The organism is Flagellimonas chongwuensis, assembly GCF_013376415.1.
Lineage (GTDB): Bacteria > Bacteroidota > Bacteroidia > Flavobacteriales > Flavobacteriaceae > Flagellimonas > Flagellimonas chongwuensis.
In genome coordinates, this window is the sequence record NZ_WYET01000001.1 from 687716 (window position 1) to 701031 (window position 13316).

Annotated in this window: 11 protein-coding genes; 5 read left to right on the forward strand and 6 right to left on the reverse strand. The window is 42.7% G+C overall.

What is annotated here, in order from left to right; genetic code table 11:
• Positions 1–91: 91 nt before the first annotated feature.
• Both GUA46_RS03030 and GUA46_RS03035 read left to right on the forward strand, forming a co-directional pair.
• Entirely contained in the window at positions 92–853 is a 762-nt protein-coding gene (locus GUA46_RS03030) for an exodeoxyribonuclease III (protein WP_176619237.1), read from the forward strand.
• A gap of 63 nt (positions 854–916) precedes the next feature.
• Positions 917–1957: an NADP(H)-dependent aldo-keto reductase gene (locus tag GUA46_RS03035; protein WP_176619238.1), complete on the forward strand. Its 1041-nt coding sequence runs from the start codon at positions 917–919 to the stop codon at positions 1955–1957.
• Here the strand turns inward: GUA46_RS03035 and GUA46_RS03040 are convergent, their stop codons facing one another.
• Positions 1958–4114, reverse strand: a complete 2157-nt coding sequence (locus tag GUA46_RS03040; protein ID WP_176619239.1) for a pyrroloquinoline quinone-dependent dehydrogenase — start codon at positions 4112–4114, stop codon at positions 1958–1960.
• Positions 4115–4360: 246 nt separating this feature from the next.
• On the opposite strand from GUA46_RS03040, the gene GUA46_RS03045 reads away from it, so the two are divergent.
• The gene (locus GUA46_RS03045; RefSeq protein WP_176619240.1) at positions 4361–5707 is read left to right on the forward strand and encodes a hypothetical protein; all 1347 of its coding nucleotides are present in this window, start codon (positions 4361–4363) and stop codon (positions 5705–5707) included.
• 2 nt (positions 5708–5709) lie between these two features.
• On the opposite strand, the gene radA is transcribed toward GUA46_RS03045, so the two are convergent.
• The 5 genes from radA to panC all read right to left on the reverse strand — a co-directional run bounded on the left by radA (position 5710) and on the right by panC (position 10552).
• Positions 5710–7068 carry a DNA repair protein RadA gene (gene radA / locus GUA46_RS03050; RefSeq protein ID WP_176619241.1) on the reverse strand — a complete coding sequence of 453 codons (1359 nt, stop codon included), beginning with the start codon at positions 7066–7068 and terminating at the stop codon, positions 5710–5712.
• Positions 7069–7203: 135 nt separating this feature from the next.
• Complete coding sequence (locus GUA46_RS03055; RefSeq protein ID WP_176619242.1) at positions 7204–8346, reverse strand: alpha/beta hydrolase; 1143 nt, start codon at positions 8344–8346, stop codon at positions 7204–7206.
• 25 nt (positions 8347–8371) lie between these two features.
• Positions 8372–9337 carry a lysylphosphatidylglycerol synthase transmembrane domain-containing protein gene (locus GUA46_RS03060; protein WP_176619243.1) on the reverse strand — a complete coding sequence of 322 codons (966 nt, stop codon included), beginning with the start codon at positions 9335–9337 and terminating at the stop codon, positions 8372–8374.
• A 3-nt stretch (positions 9338–9340) separates the two neighbouring features.
• Entirely contained in the window at positions 9341–9691 is a 351-nt protein-coding gene (gene panD / locus GUA46_RS03065; protein WP_176619244.1) for an aspartate 1-decarboxylase, read from the reverse strand.
• A gap of 12 nt (positions 9692–9703) precedes the next feature.
• Positions 9704–10552: a pantoate--beta-alanine ligase gene (gene panC, locus GUA46_RS03070; protein WP_176619245.1), complete on the reverse strand. Its 849-nt coding sequence runs from the start codon at positions 10550–10552 to the stop codon at positions 9704–9706.
• A 102-nt stretch (positions 10553–10654) separates the two neighbouring features.
• On the opposite strand from panC, the gene GUA46_RS03075 reads away from it, so the two are divergent.
• Positions 10655–11464 (forward strand): glycogen/starch synthase, encoded by an 810-nt coding sequence (locus tag GUA46_RS03075; protein ID WP_176619246.1) that lies wholly within the window; start codon positions 10655–10657, stop codon positions 11462–11464.
• A gap of 5 nt (positions 11465–11469) precedes the next feature.
• Positions 11470–13278: a DUF4270 domain-containing protein gene (locus GUA46_RS03080; RefSeq protein ID WP_176619247.1), complete on the forward strand. Its 1809-nt coding sequence runs from the start codon at positions 11470–11472 to the stop codon at positions 13276–13278.
• Positions 13279–13316: the final 38 nt, after the last annotated feature.

The window sequence follows — 13316 nt, forward strand, 5'->3', positions numbered from 1 at the left end:
GAGCCTGAGATTCTTTAGATTGATGATACCATTGCAAAAGTCAATTTTTGGGAGCCGTCTACAATAGCTATTTTTGAACAAATTTGAATACATGAAAATTGCATCATACAATGTAAATGGAATCCGTGCAGCAATGAACAAAGGTTTTCTGGACTGGTTACAGGCTGTTTCACCGGATATTATTTGTCTACAGGAAACCAAGGCCATGGAAGAACAAGTGGATACCCATCTTTTTGAAGAAGCCGGCTATCCATACCACTATTGGTTCAGTGCCCAAAAAAAAGGGTATAGTGGAGTGGCATTGCTGTGCAAAGAGCAACCTGACCATGTGGAGTTTGGAACGGGCATCGATTATATGGATTTTGAGGGGAGGAATATCCGTGCAGATTATGGAGACCTTTCTATAATGAGCATGTATTTGCCTTCTGGAACCAATTTGGCTCGTTTGGACCACAAACTGATGTATATGGCCGATTTTCAGAAATATGCGGATCAACTTAGAAAGGAGCGCCCAAATTTGATCGTTTTGGGAGATTACAATATCTGTCATGAGGCAATAGATATCCATGATCCTGTCCGAAACAAAAACGTTTCCGGGTTTTTACCCGTGGAACGTGAATGGATAGGAAGTTTTATGAAAAGTGGTTTTATTGACAGTTTCAGGCACTTCAACAAAGAACCTGATAATTATACTTGGTGGAGTTACCGGGCCAACGCAAGAGCCAATAATAAAGGATGGCGTTTAGATTATGGCATGGTAGCGGAACCTTTGGCGGATAGGTTGAAACGATCGGTGATTTTGTCCGAAGCTAAACATAGTGACCATTGTCCTATTTTGTTGGAGGTGGATTAATAACAGTTCCGTAATGTCCGATACTTCTGTTTGACTATCTTTAAGCGTCCTAAATTGTAACAGATGAAATATACCAGAATACCACATACCGATATCCGAATATCCAAAATTTGCTTGGGCACCATGACCTGGGGACGCCAGAACAATGAAGATGAAGCCCACGAACAAATGGATTATGCGCTGGATGAAGGAGTGAATTTCTTCGACACGGCCGAATTGTATCCGGTACCGTCAAAAAAGGAGCTGTATGCCGTAACCGAGGAACTTATTGGAAACTGGTTCAAAAAATCAGGAAACAGGGACAAAGTGGTGTTGGCATCCAAAATTGCTGGACCCGGACATGCTGCAAAGCATATACGCAGCACAGGCTTTAGCAAGGAATCCATTATCAGTGCTGTAGAAGGCAGTTTGAAGCGTTTACAAACGGATTATATTGACCTATACCAGCTCCATTGGCCGGAGCGTAACACCAATTATTTTGGGCAGCGGGGATACAATGCCCATGCGGTCGATGTTTGGGATGATAATATCCACCAAGTGTTGGAAACATTACGGGATTTGATCTCTGAAGGCAAAATTCGACATGTGGGTTTATCAAACGAAACCCCTTGGGGCACCATGCGCTATTTGGAAGAAAGCAAAGTACACCAATCCTTGCCCCGAATGATGACCATTCAAAATCCATATAACCTCTTGAACCGTTTGTTCGAGGTGGGACTTTCCGAAATTTCCATGCGGGAACAGATTGGGCTTTTGGCATATTCCCCTCTTGGATTCGGAACATTGAGCGGAAAATACCTTACCGATATTCCGCCGAGAAAGGCGAGGGTGACCTTGTTCCCAAATTACAGTAGATATAGCGGTGATACAGCTGTTGCCGCAACTGAACAATATGCAGAATTGGCAAAAACCCATGGTTTGAGCATGGCACAGATGGCCTTGGCCTTTGTGAATACACGACCCTTCTTGACCAGTAACATTATCGGCGCTACCAGCATGGAACAGCTCAAGGAAAACATTGAAAGTATTCATGTGGAGCTCTCCGATGAGGTATTGGAAGGCATTGAGGAAATCCACAACGCTATTCCGAATCCAGCGCCTTAGTTATTCCAACGAGTAAGCACGGTATTCATCACCGGAGACGGTGCCCATTTTGCCGCCACCACAGGAAATCACTACGTATTGTTTGCCATCAACTTGGTAAGTGATAGGTGTGGCATACCCACCTGCAGGTAGTTGGTCTTCCCAAAGTTTTTTGCCCGTTTTCATGTGGAACGCCCGTATTTTTTCATCCTTGGTAGCCGCAATAAAAAGCACGCCACCTTTGGTGACAACAGGTCCCCCATAATTTTCCAGCCCTGAAACGGGAATGTTGGGGTCGTTCAAACTTTCTTCGTGCCCTAAAGGTACGGTCCATAAGTATTCACCTGAGTTGAGGTCGATGGCATTCAAAGTTCCCCATGGCGGTTTTACCACGGGATAGCCCCTGTCATCTTTAAATCTTGCAAAGCTGGAAATGGAATAGGGCACGTCTATTTTTGTATCTTCAACCCTATGGTCTTTGGGTTTCTCCATACCCATTAAAAACTCTACAATGGCAGCGGATTCTTCTTCAGAAAGATTGGGCATGCCCGGCATGGCACCGCGGCCTTTTTTGATAATGGTTTTTATTGAGTCGGTTTCTAACCTTAGCTTCACATTTTGAAGTTCAGGGATTCCGTTCAAACCTTGCAAATCGCCACCATGGCATCTAGCGCAGTGAATTTGTGCCAAACTTTGACCAACGCTTGAGCCTTCCGACCCGCCACCAACTTCTTTCATCTTAATGATCCAAGCCATTTCGTTGGCGTTTACATACATTACACCATCACGGGGGTCAAGTGCGGCCCCGCCCCATTCGGCACCACCATCGGCCCCTGGAAATAGAATCACTCCGGTGGTATCCATGGGGGTAAATTGCCCTTGTGATGTAATGGAGTTGAATTTTTCTAGCACAGTGGGTGCTTTATCGGTTTCGTTGCCTGGCACCAAATCATCCACAAAGGCAGTCCGGTCTGGGGCATATAAATCCTCTTCTGTTAAAATTTGTCGTGCAAATGGTGCTGGTTTTAATGGTAATGGCTGTGTTTCAAATGCTTTTTCTCCAACCAACTTGGAGCTTGGATAGGCTTTTTCCTCGATAGGGAATAAGGGTTCCCCAGTGATTCGATTAAACACGAATACATGGCCACTTTTGGTAACCTGAGCAACGGCAGGGATGGTTTCTCCGTCCCTAACAATATCAACTAAATTGGGTGGTGCGGGCAAATCCCTATCCCAAATATCGTGGTGCACCATTTGAAAATGCCAGATGCGTTCCCCGGTGTTTGCGTTGAGAGCCAAAAGCGAATTTGCAAAAAGGTTGGACCCTTCGCGGTCGCCCCCATACCAATCAAACGCTGCTGAACCGGTGGGAATGTAGACAATGCCTTGGTCGTTGTCCAATGCCATGCCGGGCCAGCTATTGGCACCGCCGACCTTTTTATATGCCTCGTCAGGCCAAGTGTCGTAACCAAACTCTCTAGGTTGTGGAATGGTGTGGAACGTCCATAAAATTTCGCCGGTGAGCACATCGTAGGCGCGAATGTGTCCCGGAGAAGAGCCGGGTCCTTCGCCCACTCGGGTGCCCTGAATCAATATGTTTTGGAAAACCGCCCCCGGCGAGTTGGAGACCACGGACAATTTGCTTGGGTCTCTGTCCAAACCTTCCCTAAGGTCTACACTTCCATTGTTGCCAAAACTTGAAATGGGTTGGCCCGTTTCAACATTTATGGCATAGAGTTTTGGTCCTGATGAGAAAAAGATTCGACTGGGATGCTTGCCATCAGATTTCCAATAATTTAAGCCACGATTTAGGCCTAAACCGGATTCATCCTTACTTTTTGGTGAAAATTTCCAGATTTCCTCTCCTGTTTTGGCATCGATGACGAAGAGCTCAATAGCTGCATTTACCCCGTAAAGGACATTTTCGACCATTAAGGGGCTCGTCTGTATCTGTGTGGTTCTACCTTCTTGCAGCCCTCCACTTTTATAGCTCCAGGCCAGTTTTAATTGGGAGATATTTGTGGTGTCAATTTGGTCAAGGTTGGAAAAATGTGTCCGTTCGGGGTCTCCCAAATAATGCTCCCATGTGGTGAAATAGGCCTTGTCCGTATCAGTTGGATTTGAATCGTTACAGGAAATGAGAAGGGATAGGGGAATCAGCAGTAAATATTTTTTCATTCGCAGTTTGAATGTTTTTTAAATATAAATGAATTATCCGAAACTGGCGTTGGCAGGTTTACTCATTCAAACAAGGCATTCACTCATTCTGAATTGAAACAGAAAGGAGTAACTCTTAAACTTAGGAAACTAAACCTGGTAATTATGAAAAAGTTCGGTCTTATTATTTGTTTCGGTATTTGTTTAAACTTAAGTGCACAAGAATTTCCAACTTACGAAAATGGGTTAATCTATTCTCCAAGAGCGATGGAGAAATTAAAAGGGATGGTAGGGGATAAGAATGAAGAATTTAGAGTTTGCGACTATGAGAAAAAATTCTACTCTACAGAACAGACAAAAGGAAGGATATTCCATATGAGAGAGGTTAATTGGGGTGTATTAGCCAAAGATTTGAAAGCCAATATTTCTCTCAAGGACTTTGAGAAGAAATATTCATATGATTTTGACAAAGATGATTTAGTGCTTTTGTCAAAGTATGACTATGTGGATTGCAATGAAAAACAAATGGTGGGCATCAGAGAGAGACCCGATGGTTCAAGTTTGGAAATGGCATTGGCTGAATGGCCTACATCCCACTCAAAGAATTGGGTATGGTCAAATAGAGGAAAAGGAACATGGTTGGTCTATTTGGAAAGACCTTTCGAAACTTTCGAAATACCCGAGAGATATTCCAGAATGATACAATATTCGGAATGCCTTATCGATACGACAAGCCAAATTTTCACTGCCGATGCATCACGAATGAGATGGTATTCAGAAAATGATTCTACACGGATTCAACAAGAAAAATTCATGAACTTTATTACTGATGAATATGTAGTAAAGCCACCCGAATTGGAATATGATGAAAATATGTCTCAGGAAGAAACCATGGCCAGGTATGATAGTTTACAGCGTTGGGAAAATGCAAAAAAGGGTTTTGTGAAATTAGAGCTATCCAAAAAGCCTGAATTTAAAAGATTGTTGAACAGGGCTTATGATGAGGCATTGAAAAACCAAAGTTCCACGGATGAATTTGAATATTATGTGGCGCATTATCTATCACCATCAAAATCACTGACCCTTAAAAGAAACCGAATTGTTGTGGGGCAATGCAGTATGGACGATAGCCCACGAATCCACGCAATGAACATAGCCCAGTTGGCGGGGGAATCTGTCAATTGGAATATATTTCTCAGGTCTCACCTAAATGTGCTCAACGATAATGTAAACAGGGTTTCCGATGGTAGCTGGGCGTGGGAAGCAAGAAAAACTTATATCAGAGAATTGGAGGAGTTGGATATTGAAGTGAAGGAACTGTTGTTAGGGACTGCACTTAGGGCCAGTAATACGGCTGAAGGACATTACTTTGGCAATATAGGAAGGTTGGGCAGAGCTATTTCCGAAAGCAAGGATGTGAATGAGTTTGAGGATGAACTATACCATATGATTGACGACCAAACCTTGGATGATTTTAATAGGTTACTCATGTTCTACCTACATGACAACCTTGTTTACCACATGGATACTTCAAAAGAAAAACACAGTTATAAGAACAAACGAAATATGGCCAAGTCATTGCTTCCAAATTATATATCGGATAAACTAGATTGAGGTTAACCAAAGAGGTGGGCGACTACATCTTCAATCTTGGAGACTTTTTGAATCTGGATACCAGACTGTTTTAGTCCAATCTTGTTGTTTTTTGAGACAAATATTCTGGAAAAGCCCAGTTTTTCCGCTTCCAGAATGCGTTGGTCCACACGTTGCACGGGTCTTATTTCTCCTGCCAGTCCAACCTCTGCGGCAAAACAGATGCCTTTTTCGATGGCGATATCGGAGTTGCTGGATAAAATGGCGGCCATAACGGCCAAATCGATAGCAGGGTCGTCCACGGAGATTCCACCTGTAATATTCAAGAACACATCTTTGGCTCCCAATTTGAAACCTGCGCGTTTTTCCAGAACAGCCAGCAGCATGTTTAAACGTTTGGCATTGAACCCAGTGGCAGAGCGCTGGGGCGTGCCATAAACGGCGGTGCTTACCAAAGCCTGAATCTCGATAAGCAAGGGTCGCATACCTTCCACGGTGGCAGCAATAGCGGTCCCGCTGAGGTCTTCGTCGTTTTTGGAGATCAGTACCTCCGACGGGTTGTTCACTTCGCGTAGTCCACTTCCCTGCATTTCGTAAATACCAAGCTCGGCAGTGGAACCAAATCGGTTTTTAAGGGATCGAAGAATACGGTACACATAGTTTCGGTCGCCTTCAAACTGAAGGACGGTATCGACCATATGCTCCAAAATTTTAGGTCCGGCAATGGTGCCATCCTTGGTAATGTGTCCCACCAAAATCACCGGGGTGTGACTTTCTTTTGCAAACTTAATGAGCTCGGCGGTGCACTCGCGAATTTGGGAAATGCTTCCCGCAGCGGATTCGATATAATCGGTGTGCAGGGTCTGAATGGAATCGATGACCACCAAATCGGGCTCGATGGTCGAAACCTGTTGGAAAATATTCTGTGTTTTGGTCTCGGTAAGGATGTAGCAGTTTTCGCTGTTAGGTTGAATACGGTCCGCACGCATTTTTATTTGCCTTTGACTTTCCTCGCCTGAAACATAGAGAATTTTATAAGGCAGCTTCAAAGCAATCTGGAGCAGCAAGGTACTTTTTCCGATGCCTGGTTCACCTCCTAACAAAGTTAGAGATCCTGGTACAAGCCCACCACCCAGAACACGATTGAATTCTTGGTCCAACGTGTCCAAACGGAGTTCTTTTTCTTGGGTAATCTCAGAAACCCGAAGCGGCTTGTTTGCCTGTTTGGCTACGGTATCGGCCTTCCAACTTTTTTTATCCTCTTCTTGGACGACTTCTTCCACAATGGTGTTCCATTCCTTGCAGGAGGAACATTGCCCTACCCACTTGGGGAATTGGGTTCCACAGTTTTGACAAAAAAATGCTGTTTTGGTCTTGGCCATTCAAATTAAATGAGGGGCCTAAAGATATGGATTTAGATGATGGATTGGATGGTTTTTTAGATTCTTGGATTTTTGGACCGATAGATTTTTAGTCAAGTCGATCCAAATATCGGATCAATCCAATAATCCAAGGTTCTAGTATCCAAAGTCCGCTTTGAGCGCATCAATTTTTTCCAGGGCCATATCCTTGGTCAAAAAGTCGATTTCTTCCAATTGGAATGCTTTTTCGAATGTTTTGAACGCTTTTTTGGGCTCCCCGATAAATTCATAGTGTTCGGCTTCAAAATAGAAGCCCATCATGGTCTCTGGGAATTGTTTTTTGCAGAGTTCTGCCAATGGTTTTAGGGATTCATAGTCTTGTTTTTTCAGACAGGCGGCATAAATGGCCATGATATCGTTAAGTTCCACCGGCTTTTCAAAACCGAACAGATTTTCAATGGTTTCGTAACGATTCTCCAAATAATTGTAAACTGGTTCTTCCGATGTCAATATATCGGATTTGTATTCGGCAGGGGTAATCGGTCTGTAAATGCTGAACACATTATCAAAAGCTTTGCTTATACCATATGCTGCAATGGAGGTGTGGTCTGCTTTTTCGTATTCATCAAAAAAGTAATGTAGTGATTCTCGGGTAATGGAGTTGATACTGGCATTCATTTGAAGAATTCGTTGCCTATCGTCCGTAGGTTGTTTTTCTACAATCAGATTGTAAAAAATGGTCTGGTCCAATTCGGATAGTCGTGCAGGGACCCTGCTTTCCATTTCGGTGGCGAGAACAGGCGAAATGCTGATATAGGAGTTAAAGAAGGATTGGTCCTTGAACAAAAAGTAGTTGCCGAAATTGGCCGTAATATCGTATCCGACAAACATTTTAAAAGGCGCAATGTTGTAAGTGGTGGCCAAGTAGGGAATCAGTTCGGTTCCTAAAAATTCGTAGAACATTTTACCTTTTTCAGTGGGGAGCCCGGAAACTTCTTCGTAATCACAATCTTCCCAGCGCAAATCGTTTTTTAGTTGGTCAACGCCCACTACAATAGCTTCCGGCATTCGGTCGAACTTGCTTTGGAACTTTACATTGGCCACAACAAGGTCGAACAAATATTCCGCGTCCAACACAACTATCAATGGATATGTTTTTTCATCGGAATAGTCTTCGGGGAAATAGTAGGAAACATCCCTTCGTTCTTGAAGTTTGAAGGACTCAAATATTTCTTTTTTTACTTGAGCGCTCAGGTTCAAGCAAGTAAGGCCTATCAGTAGAAATAGACATTTTTTCATTGGTTAAGATTTAGGCGGCTGGGGCTTACCGATTTCTATTCAATAACGGTAATACTAGGAAGGATATTGTACCGAAAACTACGACCATCAACGTCTGTGCTATCCACATGATCCACCCGAATGCATCACCGGAAACGGAACTGATGCCATAAATGCCCAAGGCTGCGCTCACAGCTATGGGGTAAAGGCCAATTCCTCCGTTGGTAGTGGACATGGCAAAGGCACCGGCCACAAAGGCAACCAACAATTCGCCAAGGGATAGTGGAATGGTTTCTTCTACGGTATATTTTATGACCCAGAACATGCCAAAATAGGCTATCCAGATAAACAAAGTATGAAGTATAAACGGCCACTTGTTCTTCATTTTAAAAAGACTGAGCACACCTTCTTTTAATCCGTTGAGGAATTCCTTGAGTTTGATGGCCAAAGGTGATTTGGATTTACGGATGATATAAGACCCTAAAAAGAGTCCTACGATACCCACCAGCAATATTCCTATAGCACCGATAATGTTCACGCCCCTTTCTTCCAAAAAGCCAAGGATGAAGTCGGTTTGAAGCACCAAAGTGATCGTAATGATGATCAAGAGCATCAACAAATCGATGACCCTTTCGGTTACTATGGTCCCAAATCCTTTTTCAAAAGGAACTTTCTCGTAAGTAGTGAGTGCGGTGGCCCTCAATATTTCACCGGAACGGGGTATTCCCAAATTGGCGAAATAGGATATCAATACAATAAATATGGTGTTGACGGTCTTGGGGCGATAGCCCAAGGGTTCCAAAAGGTATTTCCAGCGAATGGCTCGTGAAATGTGGCTTAATATGCCAATGATTACGGAAATCGACACCCATAATGGACTGGCATTGGAAATATAGTGGATGATTTGTTTTCGTTCCTCTGGAGTGGTGGAGTTGTATGAATACCAAACCAAAAACAGCCCAAATGCAATGGGCACGAATATTTTAAGGAATTTTTTGAGGGATTTGCCCAAAATTTATTGGAGTAGATTGGTTTCTTCGTTGGGGAAAACCAATGCTGGATTAAATGTTTTTGCCTCTTCGATATCCATCCATGCATAAGTGATCAGGATCAATACGTCTCCCACGGCCACTTTTCTGGCTGCGGCACCGTTTAATGTAAGTTCCCCGGAATTTCTGGGGCCGGGAATGGCGTAAGTTTCCAATCGTTCGCCGTTATTGTTGTTCACGATCTGCACTTTTTCGCCCCTAATTATATTGGCGGCATCCATAAGATCTTCGTCTATGGTAATGCTTCCTATATAGTTAAGGTCTGCCCCGGTAACTTTTACTCGGTGTATTTTAGATTTTACGACTTCTACTCGCATGGTGCAAAATTATCAATTCAATCTTAGATTATCAATTAAGCGAACACCGTCTGCGTAAACGGCGATAAATGCTCTATATTTTTGGTTGTCCTGAATTTTTAAGGCCGGCGTTAATGTGTTCTCGTCGGCGATTTCAAAATATTCGAGGTCAAACAAGGGGTGTTGTTCAAATTCAGATGTTGCCCAATCCGTAATATCTATTGCACTTTCCGTGCCAAATTTTGTTTTGGCAGATTGTAGCATACTATAAATAAAACCAGCCTCTTCGCGGGTTTTTTTTGACAGTCTTTCGTTGCGGGAGCTCATGGCCAAGCCATTCGGTTCCCGTTCAATGGGGCATCCAACAATTGTGTAGGGTAAATTCTTGATCTCGGACATTTTTCGGATAATCTGTAGTTGCTGAAAATCCTTTTCGCCAAAATAGGCTTTGTCCGGGGCTACGGTTCTGAGCAAAAGCTCCACGATAGTGCCGACACCATCAAAATGGCCTGTTCTAAATTCCCCTTCCATTACCTTGTCCAAACCATCGAACTCATAGGATTCAGAAGTGATATCACCTCCGTAAATTTCATCCACAGTAGGTGCAAACACTACAATTTGGTACGAAACCTGCTTTAAGAGCTCAATATCTTTCTCGAATGTTCTTGGATATTTGTCCAAGTCATCTTTTTTGTCGAACTGAGTAGGGTTTACAAAAATACTGACAATGACCAAATCATTTTCCGAAAGTGCTTTTTTTACCAAGGAGATATGACCCGTGTGAAGCGCGCCCATGGTGGGTACAAGACCAATGCTGCGGTCTTTTTTTCGCTGCTCATTGGTAAAGGCGTTTAGTTCTTTTTTAAGGTCGAATATCTTCATATACAGGTACAAAAGGGTGCAAAAATACTATAAATACAGCTAATCAGCATAATTTTTGTACTTTTGCAGCTATGTTTTTCGGATAAACAAAAGAAAGCGTTTATGAATGGTAAAAAGGTATTGTTTGTATCTTCTGAATTAGTTCCCTACCTCCCAGAGAATCCTGTTTCCTTAATGTCGTATGAAGCACCAAGAATGGTGAACAGCAATGGTGGCCAAATCCGCATTTTTATGCCAAGGTACGGAAACATCAACGAAAGGAGGCATCAATTACATGAGGTAATACGTTTATCGGGGATGAACCTGGTGATCAACGACATGGATATGCCCTTGATCATAAAGGTGGCTTCCATACCAAAGGAACGAATACAGGTCTACTTTATAGATAACGACGAATATTTTAAAAGAAAGGCCACATTTGCCGATTCCGACGGGAATTTGTTCCCTGATAATGACGAACGTGCCATTTTCTTTGCAAAAGGAGTTGTGGAGACGGTGAAAAAATTGAACTGGTCCCCGGATATTATCCATGTGCACGGCTGGATGGCCTCCATGGTCCCGTTATACCTGAGAAAATACTATGCAGATGAGCCATTGTTCTCAGAGAGTAGGATAGTTACTTCCGTTTATGGAAAGGATTTTGAAGGAGAGCTCGATGCTGCGATGATAGATAAAATTGCTTTTGACGGGATCGCCAAAGAAGAGGTTTCCGCGCTGTCCAAGCCCGAGTATAATAATTTGTTAAAGGTTGCCGTAGATCATTCCGATGCCGTTATTTTAGCCGCGGATGATTTGTCCGATGACCTAAAAAGCCATATAGACAATCTTTCCGTACCAGTTTTGCCCTACGTTTCCCTTCAAGAAGCGGAAGAGGCATACACGAATTTCTACAATACAGAGGTTTTAAAATAGATTGAATGAGATTTTCCAATATTTTCAAGGTTTCGGCACTGTTTGGAACTTTGTTTTTACTAATTGTCTCTTGTGAAGAGGAGTTGGATACCATAGGAGAAGGCGTTATTGATGGTGAGCCATTTACAACAGGTAAAGTTGAGTATGACGTATTTGCCTACAACAAGGGCATAACCGCTGTTCAGACCAATAGGCTGCCCGTGTATCAACTAGGTACCTTCAACGACCCCATATATGGTCAGAGAAAGGCGAGTATTATTTCGCAGCTTCAATTGAGTGCGGGTTCACCAACATTTGGGGATTTGTCACAAGCAAGTGAGGATGACCCCGATAACGACCAAGAGAATGAGACCGTAACCGAGGTATATTTAAACATTCCTTTTTTAACCGCTCCCTCACCCGATAGGGATGGTGACGGAGTTCCTGACGACCTTGAAAATGGAGATGATGCCGATGACCCAAACTCTGATTGGGATGGTGACGGTGTATCTGATAATCAAGAAAGAATAATCGGTTCTAATCCGTATAATCCCGATGAAGATGGAACCGGAGACAATTTTACTCCCAATGTATATCCCAATAGGTTCGATTTGGATAGTATATACGGAGATAGAAACCAAACTTTTGATATCGTAGTCTCACGGTCTAACTACTTTCTTAGGGATTTGGACCCAAATTCAAACTTTCAGGAAGCACAAGAATATTACTCCAACCAGGATTTCTCCAGCTTTATTGGTGAAGAGCTTACCATTACAGGTCAAAACACTGTTATAATTGATGATATTGAGACAGTTGTAATGGCTGAGGATGATCCCGATACCGATGTGGACGAATCGAAAACTGTTGTAGATGATAGAATACCTCCGGGGATTCATATTCCTTTGAACCCTGATTTTTTCCAACAGAATATTTTGGATAAAGAAGGTCAGTCTGAGCTGTTGAACAATTCAAATTTTAAAAATTTCCTTCGGGGAGTGCATTTGACGGGAACAGATATGGAAGAATTAATGTTTTTGTTGGATCTCACCCGCGCAAACATTACCATAACCTATACTTACGATGACTATGATGCCGAGGCCGAAGAGACCGTTACGGAGGAAAAAGACTTCGTCTTGAATTTTTTGATTAGTTCACAACAGACAGGGGTTACTGGTAATGCAGTAAATGTTTTTGAGAATGAAATGTTGCCCCCAGAGGCGGTAAGCGCAATGGACAATGGAGAAAACGCTTCTAGAATTTATGTAAAGGGAGGTGCTGCCGTTACAGAGGTACGTTTGTTTGACGAGGTAATCAATGGTGGGGAAGATGTAATCAATCAGATTAAACAGAACAGTTGGATAATCAACGAGGCCAATCTTGTATTCTATGTGGATCAAGAGGCTGTGGATGCTTCGGTAGTTGAACCACCAAGGCTTTACATCTACAATGCAGAAACAAACAGACCAATTTTCGATGCTTCGAACGAAGATCCTAATATAAATGGAGGAACAAACCCGTTACAATATTATCTGAATCATGGTGGTATATTGGAGCAAGAAAATAATAGGGGAGTAAAATATAAAATACGTATTACAGAGCATATCAACAATATTATAGTTCGTGACTCCACGAATGCAAGATTAGGGTTGACATTAACGCCTAATATGGCCTTGCTTGGACTTCGGGAAGCGATTGGTACTGACATGCAAGGAGTCGATTATCCCATTGCCGGAACAGTTAGTCCTTTGGGCACTGTTCTTTATGGAAGCAATGTGTCCAACGAGTTTGAGGATAAAAAACTAAAACTGGAAATTTTTTACACTCAGGCCAACTAATTGGGATTGATTTATCGTGGTTTTTTGAACGTTCATCG